The organism is Hyphomonas sp. L-53-1-40 (assembly GCF_000682775.1).
GTDB lineage: Bacteria > Pseudomonadota > Alphaproteobacteria > Caulobacterales > Hyphomonadaceae > Hyphomonas.
The window spans coordinates 686,988-703,989 of sequence record NZ_AWFI01000001.1 but is presented as its reverse complement, the minus strand read 5'-3'; the positions used below and the strand labels follow the sequence as shown (position 1 = coordinate 703,989).

At 59.8% G+C, this 17,002-nt stretch carries 15 protein-coding genes; 7 read left to right on the top strand and 8 right to left on the bottom strand.

Annotated elements, in window-relative coordinates; all coding sequences use genetic code 11:
• Positions 1-436 precede the first annotated feature (436 nt).
• Positions 437-1,246 (top strand): PhoH family protein, encoded by an 810-nt coding sequence (locus tag L53_RS03300; RefSeq protein WP_034811478.1) that lies wholly within the window; start codon positions 437-439, stop codon positions 1,244-1,246.
• A 63-nt stretch (positions 1,247-1,309) separates the two neighbouring features.
• Here the strand turns inward: L53_RS03300 and L53_RS03295 are convergent, their stop codons facing one another.
• The 6 genes from L53_RS03295 to L53_RS03270 form a co-directional block, all read right to left on the bottom strand.
• Positions 1,310-1,876 carry a hypothetical protein gene (locus tag L53_RS03295; protein WP_034811476.1) on the bottom strand — a complete coding sequence of 189 codons (567 nt, stop codon included), beginning with the start codon at positions 1,874-1,876 and terminating at the stop codon, positions 1,310-1,312.
• Positions 1,863-2,372: an MgtC/SapB family protein gene (locus L53_RS03290; RefSeq protein WP_034811473.1), complete on the bottom strand. Its 510-nt coding sequence runs from the start codon at positions 2,370-2,372 to the stop codon at positions 1,863-1,865. Before L53_RS03290 ends, L53_RS03295 begins: the two co-directional genes overlap by 14 nt.
• Positions 2,373-2,415: 43 nt before the next feature.
• A protein-coding gene (prfB, locus tag L53_RS03285; RefSeq protein ID WP_156947800.1) for a peptide chain release factor 2 occupies positions 2,416-3,529 on the bottom strand; the annotation gives its coding sequence in 2 pieces (ribosomal slippage) (positions 2,416-3,459 and positions 3,461-3,529; 1,113 coding nt in all).
• Positions 3,530-3,615: 86 nt separating this feature from the next.
• Positions 3,616-6,270: a penicillin-binding protein 1A gene (locus tag L53_RS03280; RefSeq protein WP_084333008.1), complete on the bottom strand. Its 2,655-nt coding sequence runs from the start codon at positions 6,268-6,270 to the stop codon at positions 3,616-3,618.
• Between the two features lie 125 nt (positions 6,271-6,395).
• Positions 6,396-8,318 carry a tetratricopeptide repeat protein gene (locus L53_RS03275; RefSeq protein ID WP_156947798.1) on the bottom strand — a complete coding sequence of 641 codons (1,923 nt, stop codon included), beginning with the start codon at positions 8,316-8,318 and terminating at the stop codon, positions 6,396-6,398.
• A gap of 137 nt (positions 8,319-8,455) precedes the next feature.
• Entirely contained in the window at positions 8,456-10,138 is a 1,683-nt protein-coding gene (locus L53_RS03270) for an electron transfer flavoprotein-ubiquinone oxidoreductase (protein ID WP_034811469.1), read from the bottom strand.
• A gap of 94 nt (positions 10,139-10,232) precedes the next feature.
• Here L53_RS03270 and L53_RS03265 point away from each other — a divergent pair, with 94 nt between their 5' ends.
• Positions 10,233-11,021 (top strand): uracil-DNA glycosylase family protein, encoded by a 789-nt coding sequence (locus L53_RS03265; RefSeq protein ID WP_034811467.1) that lies wholly within the window; start codon positions 10,233-10,235, stop codon positions 11,019-11,021.
• A gap of 20 nt (positions 11,022-11,041) precedes the next feature.
• On the opposite strand, the gene L53_RS03260 is transcribed toward L53_RS03265, so the two are convergent.
• Positions 11,042-11,518: a hemerythrin domain-containing protein gene (locus L53_RS03260; RefSeq protein ID WP_034811465.1), complete on the bottom strand. Its 477-nt coding sequence runs from the start codon at positions 11,516-11,518 to the stop codon at positions 11,042-11,044.
• Between the two features lie 85 nt (positions 11,519-11,603).
• Here L53_RS03260 and L53_RS03255 point away from each other — a divergent pair, with 85 nt between their 5' ends.
• From L53_RS03255 to L53_RS03240, 4 genes are all read left to right on the top strand, one after another.
• The gene (locus L53_RS03255) at positions 11,604-12,287 is read left to right on the top strand and encodes a TIGR04283 family arsenosugar biosynthesis glycosyltransferase (protein ID WP_034811463.1); all 684 of its coding nucleotides are present in this window, start codon (positions 11,604-11,606) and stop codon (positions 12,285-12,287) included.
• On the top strand, positions 12,287-12,892 hold the full coding sequence (locus L53_RS03250; RefSeq protein ID WP_034811461.1) for a DUF2064 domain-containing protein: 606 nt from the start codon (positions 12,287-12,289) through the stop codon (positions 12,890-12,892). Before L53_RS03255 ends, L53_RS03250 begins: the two co-directional genes overlap by 1 nt.
• 74 nt (positions 12,893-12,966) lie before the next feature.
• On the top strand, positions 12,967-13,377 hold the full coding sequence (locus tag L53_RS03245) for a BLUF domain-containing protein (protein WP_051607510.1): 411 nt from the start codon (positions 12,967-12,969) through the stop codon (positions 13,375-13,377).
• A gap of 72 nt (positions 13,378-13,449) precedes the next feature.
• Positions 13,450-14,583: a PA0069 family radical SAM protein gene (locus tag L53_RS03240; RefSeq protein ID WP_034811459.1), complete on the top strand. Its 1,134-nt coding sequence runs from the start codon at positions 13,450-13,452 to the stop codon at positions 14,581-14,583.
• Here L53_RS03240 and adhP read toward each other — a convergent pair.
• Positions 14,580-15,608, bottom strand: coding sequence for an alcohol dehydrogenase AdhP (gene adhP / locus L53_RS03235; RefSeq protein ID WP_034811457.1), 1,029 nt, complete (start codon positions 15,606-15,608; stop codon positions 14,580-14,582). The genes L53_RS03240 and adhP overlap by 4 nt on opposite strands.
• Before the next feature lie 311 nt (positions 15,609-15,919).
• Here adhP and L53_RS03230 point away from each other — a divergent pair, with 311 nt between their 5' ends.
• On the top strand, positions 15,920-17,002 hold the full coding sequence (locus L53_RS03230) for a site-specific DNA-methyltransferase (protein ID WP_034811455.1): 1,083 nt from the start codon (positions 15,920-15,922) through the stop codon (positions 17,000-17,002).

Below are 17,002 nucleotides of genomic sequence, written 5' to 3'. Positions count from 1 at the left end.
GAATTCTCGCCAATCGTGATCGGGTCGTTATCGCCGCGCAGCACGGCACCATACCAAACCGAGGCGTTCTCCTTCATCACGACATTGCCCATGACCTGCGCATTGTCGGCTACCCAGTAACTGCCACTCTCCGGTAGGGTCGGTCGGGTTCCGTCAATCTCGTAAATAGCCATGGGTCTTGCGTCTCCTCATTATTTCGCGGGCGGAATTATCATTTAATCTTCTGATAACCTTGGTACACTCTAATCATCAACAGATTCGGAGTTGGAGACGGTCATCACCAGACCTTGTCACACCCCGCCGCCCGGAGAACACTCCCGGGAATTGGCCACACCGCCCACAGGGCGGATGGCCCTTTCTTCCTCCCAGTTTCCGCCAAGCCATCGCGCGATTCCGCCGGTGGCTTTTTTCTTGCCCGCAACCAAGGAGAACTTCCATGGGTAAACGCAATGCAGCAAAACGGATGAAGCAAGGTTCAGAGATGAACCCGAATATCTGGTTCGAGGAGGGTGCCCGCGGCAAGGGCCCGAAGCTGCAATCCATAGAAGGCGGACGAGGCTGGCATCCAGACGATGCCGACCCGAAGCAAGAACATCAGCGTGCTGAAGGTGGTCGCACACAACGTTACCAGAAAACAGTCAAGCCCCGCACCGAGAACCAGGCCGAACTGATGAAGGCCATGGATGACAAGGCGCTTGTCGCGGCACTCGGCCCTGCCGGGACGGGCAAGACATATCTTGCCGTCTGCAAAGCGGTCGAGGCGCTGCAGAAGGGCAAGGTCGCCCGGATCATTCTGTCTCGCCCTGCGGTCGAAGCTGGCGAGCAGATCGGTTTCCTGCCCGGCGCAATGGAAGACAAGCTCGCGCCTTACCTGCGCCCGCTCTATGACGCGCTTTCAGATCGACTTTCGCCCGGACAGCTCAAGCACATGTTGGCCGAAGGTGTCATCGAGATCGCCCCGATTGGTTTCATGCGGGGCCGCACGCTGAACAATGCCTTCATCGTGATCGATGAGGCGCAAAACTGCACCTACACCCAGCTCAAGATGCTGCTTACCCGGCTTGGCTGGCACTCGACGATGGTCATCACAGGGGATCCGGCCCAATCCGACCTGCTACCGGAATTCTCCGGTCTCGCGACCGCCGCCGAACGGCTGGAGAAGCTGGGAGGCGCCTCGGTCATTCGTCTCGAAGGCAAGGATGTCGTTCGACATCCGCTCGTCGCTGAAATGCTCGACGTTCTGTAAGCAAGCTTCAAATAGACCTTCGCCCGCCTTGGAAATTGTTTCGGGGCGGGCGTTTTATTTTGGTCAGGCGTTTCGGGCGATCCAACCCGGATAGCCGAGATTTACCCAATCCCGAAAGCCGAACCGGTCCACTTGCCGGGAGAGTTCGGCGGAATTCTCATGTTCGAGGCACAGAGTTGAACATTGTCGTCCATCCAGAGACGCCGTCGCAATCTCCGCGCGCAGGCCACCTGGCTCCATGGCAACGTGGCGCCGCTTGTCAATCACGACCTCATCTCCTTCCGAAAGCAGCGCCTCGCGAAGTGCGGCGAGGCTGGTCAGAGCTGTGGGAATGGTAGGGAAGAGACGAGCCAGCGTAGCCCGGTCTTCATCATCCAGTGGAAAGCCAGAAGCTACAACGGGCCGCCAGTGTTCGAGGCCGTCGTCGCAGGCCAGCAACTCCTTGATATCGAACTGCGCCCCTCCTCTCAATTTGGCTTGAGCTGGGGCGCGGGATGGCAGGCGAAAATAGACATCCGTGCGCGGCGGCTGTGCATTGAAATTCAGCGCGGCCTGCAAGCGCTCAGCAATTGCCTCACCTGACTCCGGCCAGATGCGGTATTCCCATAGGGCTGGACTAGCTGTCCCCATCTTCATCCTTCTTCCCGATCGGAGCTTTTCCGAACAAATGAGTTTCCAACATCCGTATTGGCAACAGGATCAGGACCGAAAGCAGGACGGCAAGGAAGGCGAGCCGCAGATATCCGGCTCCACAGGCGAGGCCAATCGCGCCTGCGAGCCAGATACTGGCGCCGGTCGTCAGTCCTCGCACGGACCCACGGCCATGGATGATGGTGCCAGCCGCCAGGAAGGCAACCCCCGCCGTCACAGCTTGCACGACACGCGTCGGGTCAAGCTGGGTGATGTCGTCATCCCCGCCGAAGGAATGGATCATCTCGATGGCAATCAACATGAATACGGACGAAGCAAGCGCCGTCAGCATATGCGTTCGCAAGCCGGCGGGCCGGTCGCGAACCTCGCGTTCAAACCCGACGATCAGGCCCGCCACACACGCTGCCAGCAGCCGCGTAGCCATGACACCCAAGTGCACATCGCTGTCGAAGGAAAGCTTCAGCAGATCGTCCATTCAGGACGAACGTACAAGTTGCCGTTTGGTTGCGCTGGAAGGCCTAGGCTTCGTCGTCCTCGCCCTTGGCTACCGACGCGGCGAGCGCCGCCGATAGAAAGAGATCAATATCGCCATCCAGCACGCCGGACGTGTCGGAAGTTTCGACCTCTGTCCGGAGGTCCTTCACCATCTGATAGGGCTGGAGCACATAGGAGCGAATCTGGTGGCCGAAGCCAATAGCGCTTTTCTCTGCATACTGCGCATCGGCGACTGAACGGCGGGTCTGCAATTCCAGCTCATAGAGCTTGGAACGCAGCATCTGCCAGGCCTGGTCCCGGTTGCGGTGTTGCGACCGGTCGTTCTGGCATTGCACCACGATGCCCGTCGGCTCGTGCGTCAGGCGGACGGCGGAATCGGTCCGGTTAACGTGCTGGCCACCCGCGCCGGATGCACGATACGTATCGGTGCGTACATCCGACGGATTGATTTCGATCTCGATATTGTCGTCGATCACGGGCGTCACGGCGACCGACGCGAAGCTCGTATGGCGGCGCGCCGAGGAGTCGAATGGCGAAATCCGCACAAGGCGATGCACGCCCGTTTCTGATTTGAGCCAGCCATAGGCATTCTCGCCCTTGAACTGGAGCGTGGCAGACTTGATCCCGGCTTCCTCGCCTTCGCGCTCGTCCAGCTCCTCGACTTTCATGTCATGGGCCTCGGCCCAGCGGACATACATGCGGCGCAGGATATTGGCCCAGTCCTGGCTTTCTGTGCCGCCTTCGCCCGCATTGATCTGGATGAAACAATCATTGCCGTCGGCTTCACCGGACAGTAGCGCCGCGAGTTCGGCCTTCTCGGCGCGCGCCGCGGCCTTTTTCAGATTGGCCTCAATATCGGCAATCATGTCGTCATCGCCCTCGGCGAGTTCGAGCAATTCCTCGGCATCATTGGCTTCGCGCTGCAGCGCTTCGACGGTCTCAATGCCGTCAGCAAGGCGCTGGCGCTCGCGCATCATGGCCTGGGCGGCCTGCGGGTCGTCCCAGAAATCCGGGCGCTCGGAGAGTGCAGTCAGCTCATCGAGACGTTTTGTGGCTGTATCCCAGTCAAAGACGCCTCCGTAGCAAATCGGCGGACTGGCGGATCTGGTCTGTAAGCGTTTTGATTTCTGCGGACATGGGATCAGCCTCTATTTGCACACGTCATTGAAAATGCGAGAGGCGGGGCATAGCGCGCCCGCCTCTCTGCGTCAAAAGTCGATTTGTCAGTAAATGTCGCCGAGATTGTCATCCACTGGCGCTTCAGGCGCTGGGCGTGGCTGTCCGGGCTGGCCCGGGAACAGTCCCTGATCCTCCTGAACAATGCCCGCATCTCGCTCCGGATCGAATCCTCCCGACGCGGCGCCTGTGCCTGCTCCGCAATTACCCGAAATGGACAGGCAGTCGCTGGTATCGCGGAAGGCGCTCATGCCGGGCTCGGTGCCGGGGCGGAAAGCTTCATCAATGATGACCGCCGTGTCCGGTCCAGGCAGTTCACCCGTCCGCGCATCGATTTTCACGAGGCGTACGCCAGGCGGAATACGGAACGGAATGGCCGGATCATCTGCCAGCGCCTTTTCCATGAATTCGGTGAAGATCGGCGCAGCAACCGAACCGCCAGCCTCCCCCTCGCCAAGCGAACGGTTGTCATCGAAGCCGACGCGAACACCGACGACGAGGTCCGGGGAATAGCCCATGAACACCGCGTCGCGATACTCATCTGTCGTACCGGTCTTGCCGGCCAGCGGTTTGCCAACCCTTCTGGCCCGGCGGCCTGTCCCGCGTTCGACCACGCCTTCCAGCATATGCGTCACCTGATAGGCCACGATCGGGTCCAGAACCTGCTCGCCAACTTCTTCCAGTTGGGGCGGTTCGCCGCCGTTCCACGTTTCAGCATGGCAATCTTCGCACGGACGCTCGTCATGCTGGAACAGGGTGCGGCCATGACGGTCCTGCACCCGGTCCAGAAGGGTTGGATTGATCTTCCGGCCACCATTCACAAAGCCTGCATAGCCACGCGCCATGTCGATCAGATAGGCATCCCCGGCACCCAGCGACATGGCCGGATAAGGTGGCAGGTCCTCATAGACGCCCATGCGTTCGGCAAGGTCAGACACGGCATCCATGCCAATATCCTGCGCAACGCGCGCCGTGACAAGGTTCAGCGATTTCTCGAGCGCGATGCGCAACGTGACCATGCCGTAAGTGCGCCCTTCGGTATAGTTTGAGGGGCGCCAATAGTCATCCGTGGACACATCAAATGCCACGAAGGGAGCATCCAGCATCCGGCTGGCCGGCGTATAACCCTTTTCCAGGGCAGCCGCGTAGACAAACGCCTTGAAGCTCGAGCCCGGCTGACGCTTCGATTGCGTGACCCGATTATAGCTCGACTTGAAGAAAGAATACCCGCCCTGCATTGCCAGGATGCGTCCGGTATGCGGGTCCAGCGCGACCAGCGCACCATCCGCTTCCGGCACCTGCCGCAATATTGCATTGCCAACCGGGATCATCATCGGCTCGGGTTCTGGCTGGTCGATCTCGTCGCCATCCGGGTCGAGTTCCAATTCTGCCGGCGCAGCTGTCTCTTCGGCATTCAGAACTTTACGCTTCAATTCGGCGATCACGACGTCGCCCACATTCAGGCCGCCCTTGCCTTCGTCCGGCTTGTAAGTCGCAGCCCATTCGACTTCCTCGGTGGGCAACGGGATGGTCGCGCCATCTGTCAGCAACAATTCAGCGCCCCTGGAACCAAGCTTGGTAACAAGCGCAGCTTCCCAAGTGCCATAGCCACCGGGCAGTTTCACATCGTCCAGCTGTTCGAGAATGTCTTCAGCCTTCGGGTCCAATGTCGTGACAGGGCCGCGCCAACCATGACGACGGTCATAAGCAATCAAACCGTTCTGCAACGCATCTTGCGCGGCCAGCTGCAGCTTGGTGTCGATGGTTGAACGAATGGAAAGCCCGCCTTGCTGGAGCGTGTCTTCACCATATGACTTGATCAGGTCCCGGCGCATCTCCTGTACGAAATAGGTCGCTGCCGCATATTCCGGCCCTTTTAGGCGACGCGTCGTCGTCAGTGGCTTTGCAACAGCTTCGTCCGCCTCTTCGCGCGTGATGTAGCCATCCTCGACCATACGGCGCAAAACATAGTTCCGGCGCTGAAGCAGGCGCTTGGGACGGCTATAGGGGTTCACCGACGAAGGTGCCTTGGCCAGCGATGCGAGGATCGCAGCTTCCGAAAGGTCGAGTTCCGGCAGTGACTTGTCAAAATAGTTCAGCGCCGCCGAGCCGACACCGTATGAGCGATATCCGAGATAGATTTCATTGAGATAAAGTTCGAGAATCTCTTCCTTGGAGAATTCCTTCTCCATACGCTGTGCGATGATCGCTTCCTTGGCCTTGCGGGTCAGGTTCTGGTCGCGTGTCAGCAGCATGTTCTTGGCGACCTGCTGGGTGATCGTTGAACCACCTTCCAGTCCACCGGACCGGGTGATCTTGTTCTTTGCAGAGTTCAGCCCGCCCCGCACAATACCTTTATAATCGAGCCCGCCATGCGTGAAGAAGCTCTTATCCTCGGCTGCCACGAATGCGTACACGACATGGTTCGGGATGGATTCATACGGAACAAACACCCGGTGCTGGTCTGCAAATTCGGCGATCAGCGTTCCATCGCCCGCGTGGACCCGCGACGTAATCGGCGGCTCATACTGCTTCAGCTTGGCGATGGACGGCACTTGACGGCCAAGGGCTGCAAAATACAGCCACAGCGCCACGAAACCGAGCGCTGCAAGCACAAAGCCCAGAATGACCAAGCGGCGGGCCCAAACCCAAACCCAAGGGGGGCCGGGCAGAAACCGGCGCTTTGGTTCAGGTTCCTGCATGTGAGGATTCATATGATTCGGCATAGTTTTCCCGTCAGCGTTCGCATCGCGGAATCGCATTGATATCCGGCAATAGTAAGGCGCGTCGGAGGCGGGTAAAAGGTCTCAGCTGCCTGACAATTCAGTCAGATATCCTGCCGGTCAATCTCCCCGTCCCCGATGGAGACGCTGGGCAATGGCCGACGCTCGGGTCTCGGAGACGTGAGGCCATCCGCCAACTTGGCTTCCAGCTCCGCCCGCTCCTTGGCCGGCGGACGATTGTCGATCGCGTTTTGCCAGGCTTCGCGCGCCTCTTCCTTCTTACCCTGATGCCAGTAGATGTCGCCGAGGTGCGTTTCGATTTCCCAGTGCTTGTGGGGCTTCAGCTCCGCGCGAGACTGTTCGATCAGCCGTTGGGCATCTTTCAGGTGACCCATCTGGAAATAGGCCCAGCCAAGCGAGTCCGTAATGTAGGGATCACGCTCGGCCAGCGAACGTGCCCGGTAAAGCACCTTGAAGCCTTCTTCATGCTTTTCGGTATACTCGATCAGAAAATACCCGAGCGAATTCAACGTGTAGGGATCGTTTGGTCGGCCCAGTAGCTCGGTGCGCAGAATGGCCAGCGCCTGATTGACCTCGCCAATCTTGCCCAGAGAGTTGGCCAGCGCCATGCGTCGATCATGCGTATCATCCAGTTCACGGGCCTTCGCCGCGTGTACGGCAGCGGCTTCCAGATCGCCAAACTGACCCTTGATCTCAGCAGCGAGACCGTGAGCAGAGGCGCGCTCCGCCTGGTTCGAGGCCAACGAAATCACCTCGTCCACCAGTTCGGACGAACCATTCTGATCATTCAGCAAGGTGCGCAACTGCAGCGCACCATACAGCGTCCGCAGGCGGTCATCTTCATCCGTGATTTCCAGCGCGCGCGCCACCGCAGCCCGTGCTCCTGGCTCATCACCCGACATGATCAGCGCCTGCCCGGCCGCGATCTGCAGTGAGGCCGTCTCTTGCGGCGCGCTCAGCGCAACATGCGCCACGCCATCATACAGCGCGCTTTCATATAGCTGGTCGATGACGGCGGCACGCAGCCCCTCATCTTCCGGATTTATCAGCAACGCGACCTGATCGAAGGCCGAGCGTTGGTCGTCAAATCCCTCAATCCTGCCGCCCATCATGATCGTACGAATAATGCGCTGCTCCTGCAGGGCGCGCGAAACATCCGCCAGCGACTGAGCAAATGCAGCCGGCACATCGAGAGGTTCATTGTCGAGATTCTTTCCGGTCTCGAGGCTTTCAATGGCGGCTGCGTAGCTAATCGCCTCTTCAGGCTCTGCATCAGCCAGCTTCTGGTAGACCGCCTTGGACTCCTCGATCCGACCAAGCCGCTGCAGCAACAGGGCATGGCGCGAAATTACCGTGCGGACGTGGCTATAGAGCAGGCCCTTTGGATCAAACTGATGTTCCGGCGCCTCGATCTCGGCAGGTGTCATGAACTCATAGACCGCGAGCGCCTGTTCTGGCCGTCCCGATGCTTCCAGCATGGCGGCAAGGGACAGGTCTCCCGTCAGACCGGGCATGGCCCCCGCAGCGCCGCGATGGCGCTCGATCGCCTCATCCGGACGCCCGTCCATGGCCAGCAACCATGCATCAAGGAAGGCGTAGAAACCGGTCTCGCCCTCTTCATCGCTCTGGCTGTTGGAGGTCTTCAATATGTTGCGCGCCGCAACCGTGTCTCCGTCAGCCGCCCGGTCCAGCGCCAAGAAGGCATCAAATAGCGGACTGACATCGCGGTCTTCCTGTGACAGCCCGGAGGTCATCTGGAGGAAGGCGGCCATGTCACCGGCCTTCACCGCATCCAGCGGCGCCGGATAAGCGGAAATACCGACAGGCTTGCCGTTTGCCCCTATCACAGCAGTGGCGCGGGCCGCCGGGGAGAGTGGCACCGCGCTTTGCACGATCGGCGCCTCGGCCTCGACTTCCTGCAAGGCAGGCGCGGGCTCTGTGGCGCAGGCCCCAAGGGCGAGCGAAAGGGTCAGGATAGAGGCAGTAAGAGTTAGTCTGGGGCGCATATGAATGGCTCACTTCGGGTTCGCTTTGACGCCGAGTGAAGCAGTCCGATGCGGCAAGAGCAAGGCGCGAAATGGAGAAAGCGCGACAGGGTTAACCCCATCGCGCTTTCCGGAAACCATAAGGCTTGAAGCCTTGATTACATGTTCGGATAGGCCGGGCCGCCACCACCTTCGGGCACGGTCCAATTGATGTTCAGATTCGGATCCTTGATGTCGCAAGTCTTGCAGTGAATACAGTTTTGGGAGTTGATCTGGAACTTCAGTTCGCCGCCCTCCTCAATCCACTCGTAGACGCCTGCCGGGCAGTAGCGCGCCGACGGACCGGCATAGACATCATGCTCGGAGGCCTTCTGAAGCGCCATGTCCTTCACGACAAGGTGAACGGGCTGGTCTTCGCCGTGATAGGTATTGGTGAAGGAGACATTGGTCAGCTTGTCGAAGCTGATCTTGCCATCCGGCTTCGGATAGTCGATCGGCTTGAACTTCTTGGCTGGTTTGAGCGCAGCTGCATCCGTCTTGCCATGCTTCAGCGTACCGAAGAATGAGAAGCCGCCGAACAGGCTGGAAATCCACATTTCGAGGCCGCCCATCGGAATACCGATCGCCGTTCCCAGCTTGGACCAGAGCGGCTTCACGTTCCGCACCTGCTTCAGCTCCTTGTAGACCGAAGAAGCCTTGTAGGCATCCTCGTACGAGGTCAGCACGTCGCCCTGACGGCCAGCCTTGATGGCTTCATAGGCAGCTTCCGCACCCATCATGCCCGTCAGGATCGCATTGTGGCTGCCCTTGATGCGCGGCACGTTGACGAAGCCTGCACCACACCCGATCAGCGCGCCACCAGGGAATGAGAGTTTCGGCACCGACTGAAAGCCGCCTTCGGTGATGGCCCGCGCGCCATAGGCAACACGCTTGCCGCCTTCCAGGTGCGGCAGCACGGAGGGGTGGTGCTTGAAGCGCTGGAATTCCTGATAGGGCGAAATGTACGGGTTCTCATAGTTCAGGTGAACCACGAAGCCGACCGATACGAAAGGCTCGCCATTGTCTCGGAAGTGATAGAGGAAGCTGCCGCCGCCGGTCGAGTTATCGAGCGGCCAGCCCATCGTGTGCTGGACGTAACCCTCATTGAATTGCTCTTCGGGTATGGACCACAGCTCTTTCAGGCCGAGGCCAAATTTCTGCGGGTCGCGGCCCTCATCCAGATTGTACTTGGCGATCAGCTGCTTCGTCAGCGAGCCCCGGGCGCCCTCGGCGAACAGGACATATTTGCCGAGCAGCTCCATGCCCGGCTCATAGTCCGGCTTGTGCGTACCATCGGCAGCGATCCCCATGACACCGGCCACGATGCCTTTGACTTCGCCATTTTCACCCAACACGAGATCTGAGGCAGCAAAGCCCGGGAAGATTTCCACGCCCATATTCTCGGCTTCCTGGCCCAGCCAGCGCGCCACATTGGCGAGTGAGCCAGTATAGTTGCCATGGTTCTTCATGAAGCCCGGCATAGGCAGCCAGGAAATATCTGCCTCACCCTTCGGGCCGAGGAATTTGAACTTGTCGCCGGTGACTTCGGTCTTCAGCGGACGGTCGTCGCGCTCACGCCAGCCGGGGATCAGCTTGTCGAGGCCGACCGGGTCCATGACCACGCCGGACAGAATGTGAGCGCCGATCTCGCCGCCCTTCTCGATCACGACGACTTCAATGTCTTCGCCAGCTTCCTGTGCGAGTTGTTTTGCCCGGATCGCCGCGGACAGACCCGCAGGGCCACCGCCAACGATGACCAGGTCATATTCCATCGACTCGCGCTGTACAGCGTCATCAGCCATTGGTTTCTCCTCCTTGCGGGTGATAGGGTGCCCGCTCATAAGCCCATTTGATTAAGCAATTACAGCGTCTATCAGGAAGGTCCAGAGCGTCCAGATGCCCACCCCTGCGTCAATTGATGCAATTAAGGCCCTCACCGAGTGGTGGGGCGACATGGGCGTGGAAGTCGATGACGCAGCGGTAAAGGCCTATCTGAAGGTTGCCGACAGTGCCGCGCCGCCTGCTGCAGTTGCCCAGGATTCCCCTGTGCGCCGCCCACGCCGGAAGAAAACGGACTGGGTTGAAGAGGCCAAAATTGCCGCAGCGGCCTGTGATTCGGTCGAGGCGCTAAAAGCCGCTATCGTAGCCTTTGAAGGCAGCCCGCTGAAAAGCGCATCAGAAAATACAGTCGTCTATGATGGCACGCCGGGGGCCAGCCTGATGGTGATCGGCGAAGGTCCGGGCGCCGAAGAGGACCGCAAGGGCCTGCCCTTTGTGGGCAAGGCCGGACAGCTGCTCGACAAGATGCTGGCGGCCATTCACCGTGACCGCACGGAAAATGCCTTCATCACCAATGTGAATTACTGGCGCCCCCCGGCCAACCGGAATCCGGAAGCCGAGGAGCTCGCCGTATGTCGTCCGTTTGTGGAACGAATGATCGAGCTGACCCAGCCGAAAGTGATCATCGCGGCCGGCGGCGTTCCGGCGAAATCCCTGCTGGCAAGCTCGGACGGCATCATGCGCCTGCGCGGTACGGAACATGTCTTCAAAACAGCGGGCGGTTTCACCGCACCGCTGATCCCGATCCTGCATCCCGCCTATCTTTTGCGCCGCCCACAAGACAAGTCCCGCGCATGGCGGGACTTGTTGCTGGTCGAACAGCGTCTGGAAGAACTTGGAGGCTAGAGGTCAGCCACCCGGAGGGACTATTCCTCCAGAGCCTCCTCGGCCTTCTGATCAACCAGCTTCATTTCGCGTTGCTTGCGCTCAAGGAAGGCTTCGCCGATCGAGCCATCTTTATCAGGGCCGATCACGTCCTTCGCGACGGGGAAGATTTCGGTTTCTTCCTCATCGATATGATGCTCGTAATCATGGCGCAGCGTCTTGAAACGCGTCAGCCAGCCGGGCGAACTCATGTCCATTTCATCCAGTTCCTGAATAATGTCGTCCAGTTCCTTGTGCTCGGCAACCGAGTGACGGCCCTTCGGCTGGCCCTCCTCGCCCTTCATCAGGGGCGCATAAAATGTCTCTTCCTCGGCGGCGGCATGCCCGCCCACATCGTAATAGAACTCTTTCCAGAGCTTGCGGCGCTTGGACGAATCGCCTTCTGTCTCGGCCAGTTGGGCCAACAGGTCGCGATGGGAGTCATGGTCTTTCTTCAGGGTTTCGTAAATCGAGGGCATGTGAGGGATCCTTTGTCTTGTACCTCTCAAACGCGTTAACCGCTGGCCGGTTCCGCGCCATGCGATTGCCTGATAGGGAGAAAAAATGCCCGCACCGCTCTCGATCATTATTCCCACACTGAACGCCGCCAGCGGTCTGCCGGAGTGTCTGCAGGCCTTGATGCCGGGGCTTGAGCTGGGGCTGATCCGTGAGGTGATTGTCTCTGACGGCGGCTCTGAAGATGCAACGCCGCGCATCGCCGGGGACACAGGCGCGACGCTGGTGACCGGGGCGCGTGGACGCGGGGCGCAGCTGGCGGCCGGCGCCAAGGCTGCGCGGGGCGAGTGGCTGCTGTTCCTGCACGCCGACACGCATCTCTCGCCGGACTGGGCCGAGCGCGCCGCCCATCATATGGAGCGCCGCGCTGAATCGGCCGCGGCTTTCACACTCAAATACCGCTCCGATGATCGCGCGGCCCGCTGGCTGGAGTCGCGCGCCAATCGTCGTGCCCGCTGGCTCGGCCTGCCCTATGGCGATCAAGGCCTGCTGATCTCCCACAAGCTGTACGATGCGATCGGCGGTTATGCGGATGTGCCGCTGATGGAAGACGTGATGATCGCAAGGGCCCTCGGCAAGAAACGGCTTGTCCTTCTGAGCGCTGAAGCGCGCACCTCAGCAGAAAAGTATGAGCGCGATGGCTGGCGCAAGCGCGCCTGGAGCAATGCCGTTTTGCTAACGCGGTTCCTGCTCGGCGCGAAGCCAGAGGTACTGGCAAAGGCGTATCGCTGATGCGGCGCACACGTGTCCTCATCTTCGCCAAGCCGCCGCGCATGGGGCTGGCAAAGACGCGACTCGCTGCCGGTTTGGGCCGCACCGAAGCGCGCCGCATTGCGCACTTCACGCTCGCCCGCACTATGCGAGCCGTCCGCTCCAGCGGCCTGGACGTGGCCCTCTATCTGGCGCCGGACTTTGCGCTGGGCGAAACACTGGGCGGAACCTGGCCGCCACACCTGCCCCGCCACAGTCAGGGGTCGGGCACGCTGACCGAGCGACTTGGCAAAGGCCTCGCCGACTCGCCCAATGGGCCAGTCCTCTTTATTGGCACAGATGCTCCGGACATTTCGGCGGCCCTTCTACGCCAGGCCGTTCGCGCGTTACAACGCAACGATGCCGTGTTCGGCCCGGCAGATGATGGCGGCTTCTGGCTTTTCGGCGTCAACAAACGCCCCGGCCTTCCATCGCTTTTCGACAATGTGCGTTGGTCCGGCCCCCACGCACGGGCTGATGTGCAAGCAAACCTCCCGAATTCATTTCGACTGACACTGCTGCAAACATTACAGGACTTGGATGAGGAACCTGACTGGCGAAGTTGGAACGCAAACAAACTTCGTTAACCTGACATAGGTTATCGTGCTCAACCGGAAAGCAGTGTCAAACAGACATCTTGGCCTCAGAAAACAGGACGCCCATGTACCGACTGATCTATATCAGCACTGCGTCCGACGCCCTTACAGCTGCCGATGTCGAGTCGATTGTGGACGTATCGATCCGCAACAATGCGCCTCGGAACATAACGGGGGTCCTGATCTATAATGGCTTGAACTTTCTCCAGGTACTGGAGGGCACACGACTGAATGTCGAAGAAGTGTTTAACCGTATTGTGCAGGACTCTCGCCACCTTTCGGTCACCACCGTTCTGGCGGAATCCGCTGAGCTGCGCATATTTGCTGGCTGGAGTATGGCCGGGCGCAGGACCTTGGCGCTGGCTGGCCGGCATGAATACGAGACGATCGTTGATGCGCAGGATGTCTTGGCCCGCCAGATGCCGACCCGTGTCCGCCAAATCCTGGAAAACTTCTCCTCTCTGAAAGGTATCTGATTCCACAGGTTTCCGGCACTCATCGCGATTAATGTTCTTGATTTGTTCTGATTCCTGTGACCTCTTCTGGTCATGAGGACTGGACAGAAACTTCCCCCCACCGGCAGGATAAACCTGATCGACACACGTCAGGCAGAAGAACGCTTCCAGCAGCGTGGACGCGGAGCAATCTCAAACCAGACCGGCCGCTTCGAGCTCGAAACACGCCAGGCCTTTGATGATGGCTGGGGCACGATTGAGGATGATGACAGCCGGATGGAGACCCTTCTGATGAAGGATTCGGCCCGCACCATAATCACCTTCAACAAATCGCCTGACATCTCGTTCGACCGAACGGTAAACCCGTATCGCGGCTGCGAGCATGGCTGCATCTATTGCTTTGCCCGACCGACCCATGCCTGGGGCGGGCTTTCCGCAGGGCTCGATTTCGAGAGCAAGCTGTTCTTCAAGGACAATGCCGTCGAGCTGCTGAAACGGGAATTGTCGCGGCCGCGCTATATCCCCCGGGTCATCGCGATGGGTATGAATACCGACGCCTACCAGCCCGTAGAGCGGGAAAAGCGCCTGACCCGCAGCCTGCTGGAAGTTCTGTCAGCCCACCGCCACCCGCTCAGCCTTTTGACCAAGTCAGCTCTGATCCAACGCGACATTGACCTGATCGCGCCGATGGCCGAAGCGGGGCTCGCACGGGTTGGCATCTCTCTGACCACGCTGGATCGCACGCTCTCACGCAAGATGGAGCCACGCGCCGCCACGCCGCAGCGTCGACTGGACACGATCCGCGCCCTCAGCGACGCAGGTATTGAAGTGACCGTAATGACTGCGCCGATCATTCCCGGCCTCAATGATCATGAGATCGAAAACCTGCTGGAAGCCGCCGCCGATCATGGCGCGACCCGCGCGGGTTACGTGCTGTTGCGTCTGCCCTACGAGATCAAGGATCTGTTCCATGAATGGCTGGTCCAGCATGTACCGGATCGGGCCGCCCGGGTGATCAACCACATCAGGGACATGCGCGGCGGCAAGGATTATGACGCCAACTGGCATGAACGGATGCGCGGCGGCGGCCCGGTGGCCGACATCATCTCACGGCGCTTCGGCCGTTGCGCCGCCAAGCTCGGCATGAACCAGCCACGGGGCGCCCTGCGCACTGACCTGTTTCGCATCATTGAGGATTGCGGCGGCCAGATGCGGCTCGATGTCTAGGAGAAGTCGAGCACAATCCGTCCGTCGATGTCACCCGCGACCATCTTGTCGAATACACTGTTGATCTCTTCCAGACGTGCCGTTGCAGTATGGGCTTTCACGGCTCCGATCTTGGCGAAGTCCAGCGATTCCTGAAGATCCAGCCGCGTCCCCACAATTGACCCGCGCACCGTGATCCCATTCAGCACCATGTTGAAGATGGACAGAGGAAAGTCGCCGGGCGGTAATCCGTTCAGCGAAACCGTCCCACCCCGCCGGACCATGCCGAGCGCCTGCTCAAACGCCTTCACTGACACGGCCGTGACGAGGGCGCCATGCGCTCCGCCAATCTCCTTGCGCAGGAAGGCTGCCGGGTCTGTCTTGGCGGCATTCACCGTCACTTCCGCGCCCAGCTGTTTCGCGAGGGCGAGCTTGGAATCATCTATATCCACCGCCGCTACGCGACGCCCCATGGCTTTTGCATATTGAACCGCCATGTGGCCAAGACCGCCCACACCTGAAATCACTACCCAGTCGCCGGGCTTGGTGTCGGTCACCTTGAGCCCCTTGTAGACCGTCACGCCTGCGCACAGGATCGGTGCGATTTCCACGAATGGAATATTATCCGGCAAATGCCCCACATAGTTCGGGTCTGCTATCGCGTACTCGGCAAACCCGCCATTCACGGAGTAGCCCGTATTGCGCTGGCTCTCGCAGAGAGTCTCCCAGCCGCCCATGCAATGGTCACAATGCCCGCACGCGGAATAGAGCCACGGCACGCCGACCCGGTCGCCTTCCTTCACATGCGTAACACCTGCCCCCACACCCGAGACGAAACCCACGCCCTCATGACCTGGTATGAAGGGCGGGTTAGGCTTTACCGGCCAGTCACCATGCGCGGCGTGCAGATCAGTATGGCAGACACCGCACGCTTCGATCTTCACCTGAATTTCGCCCGGCCCCGGCTCTGGAGTTTTCACCTCCTCAATCACCAGCGGTTTGCCAAATTCACGCACCACGGCGGCTTTCATGCTTTTTGCGGTCATTGTCGTCTCACCTCCATTTTCCGGAAGTGTAGGCAGAGCCTCAGAAAGCGGGATAAGGACAAACCCTGAATTTGGCTGGGTAACGGGTCTGTCCCGAAATGCGGCCTTGCATGCCGTACCTTACACACTGCCAATTCACAGGCTTTCCCCGATTTTATCCACAGCACTATCCACAAGGAAAATCTACGGTTAGTTTCGATGTCGAAACATTTCGGGCTGATTCGGATGCGCAATAATTAGGGATTCAGAAACCGGCGTCCGGCACTGATTCGCGCTTCGATAAGACACATAGCGCAAGCGGGGCTGAACCAATGGAATTACAGAAGAACGTGATCATGCAGGGCGATTGCATCGACATCCTGTCACGCCTGCCGGACAGGTCGGTTGATCTCGTCTTTGCCGACCCTCCCTACAACCTCCAGCTTGGCGGCGGACTAACCCGTCCTGACCAATCCGTGGTCGATGGCGTCGATGATGATTGGGACAAGTTCGACAGTTTCGATGCCTACGACCTGTTCTGCCATCAATGGCTGGAAGAGTGCCGCCGCGTCCTGAAGGATGATGGCGCAATCTGGGTGATTGGCTCATACCACAACATCTTCCGCGTCGGCGCGATCCTGCAGGATCAGGGCTTCTGGATCCAGAATGACGTGATCTGGCTGAAATCGAACCCCATGCCGAACTTCAAGGGCACCCGCTTCCAGAATGCCCATGAAACCCTGATCTGGGCTGGCAAGTCCGAACAGTCCAAGTGCACATTCAACTACGATGCGCTGAAAGTCTTCAATGACGACAAACAGATGCGCTCCGACTGGATGATCCCGCTCTGCACGGGCGGCGAGCGCCTCAAGGATGACGACGGCAAGAAAGCCCACCCGACGCAGAAGCCGGAAAGCCTGTTGCAGCGCGTCCTGCTGGCAACGACCAATCCGGGCGACACGGTCCTCGACCCGTTCTCCGGCACGGGGACCACCGCCGCCGCCGCCAAACGTCTCGGTCGCAACTATGTAGGCATCGAGCGCGACGAGACCTATGCGCGCCTGTCGCGCGCCCGCCTGAAGGCCATTGAGCCCATCGAAGGCGCCGTGCTGGAAACCGAGCGCAGCAAGAAATCCCTGCCACGCGTGCCATTCGGCGCACTGCTGGAAAACGGTTGGCTGAAGCCTGGCGACCGCCTGTTCAGCCCCCAGCGTCGCTATCAGGCTCGTATTCGCGTCGACGGGTCGCTGACCACCGGCACGAGCACCGGCTCTATCCACCGCCTGGGTGCACATGTCCAACAGGCTCCGGCCTGCAATGGCTGGACTTATTGGCACTATGAGGATCCCAAGCGGAACCTCGCTCCAATCGACATGCTGCGCCGACGCTACCGCGAGGAAATGGGCCTCAACTAG

What these genes read in the sequence shown, in the direction of transcription:
- L53_RS03300 (WP_034811478.1), top strand. Translation starts at nt 437, where the DNA reads ATGGGTAAACGCAATGCAGCAAAACGGATGAAGCAAGGTTCAGAGATG.
- L53_RS03295 (WP_034811476.1), bottom strand. Translation starts at nt 1,876, where the DNA reads ATGGGGACAGCTAGTCCAGCCCTATGGGAATACCGCATCTGGCCGGAG.
- L53_RS03290 (WP_034811473.1), bottom strand. Translation starts at nt 2,372, where the DNA reads ATGGACGATCTGCTGAAGCTTTCCTTCGACAGCGATGTGCACTTGGGT.
- L53_RS03280 (WP_084333008.1), bottom strand. Translation starts at nt 6,270, where the DNA reads ATGCAGGAACCTGAACCAAAGCGCCGGTTTCTGCCCGGCCCCCCTTGG.
- L53_RS03275 (WP_156947798.1), bottom strand. Translation starts at nt 8,318, where the DNA reads ATGCGCCCCAGACTAACTCTTACTGCCTCTATCCTGACCCTTTCGCTC.
- L53_RS03270 (WP_034811469.1), bottom strand. Translation starts at nt 10,138, where the DNA reads ATGGCTGATGACGCTGTACAGCGCGAGTCGATGGAATATGACCTGGTC.
- L53_RS03265 (WP_034811467.1), top strand. Translation starts at nt 10,233, where the DNA reads ATGCCCACCCCTGCGTCAATTGATGCAATTAAGGCCCTCACCGAGTGG.
- L53_RS03260 (WP_034811465.1), bottom strand. Translation starts at nt 11,518, where the DNA reads ATGCCCTCGATTTACGAAACCCTGAAGAAAGACCATGACTCCCATCGC.
- L53_RS03255 (WP_034811463.1), top strand. Translation starts at nt 11,604, where the DNA reads ATGCCCGCACCGCTCTCGATCATTATTCCCACACTGAACGCCGCCAGC.
- L53_RS03250 (WP_034811461.1), top strand. Translation starts at nt 12,287, where the DNA reads ATGCGGCGCACACGTGTCCTCATCTTCGCCAAGCCGCCGCGCATGGGG.
- L53_RS03245 (WP_051607510.1), top strand. Translation starts at nt 12,967, where the DNA reads ATGTACCGACTGATCTATATCAGCACTGCGTCCGACGCCCTTACAGCT.
- L53_RS03240 (WP_034811459.1), top strand. Translation starts at nt 13,450, where the DNA reads ATGAGGACTGGACAGAAACTTCCCCCCACCGGCAGGATAAACCTGATC.
- adhP (WP_034811457.1), bottom strand. Translation starts at nt 15,608, where the DNA reads ATGACCGCAAAAAGCATGAAAGCCGCCGTGGTGCGTGAATTTGGCAAA.
- L53_RS03230 (WP_034811455.1), top strand. Translation starts at nt 15,920, where the DNA reads ATGGAATTACAGAAGAACGTGATCATGCAGGGCGATTGCATCGACATC.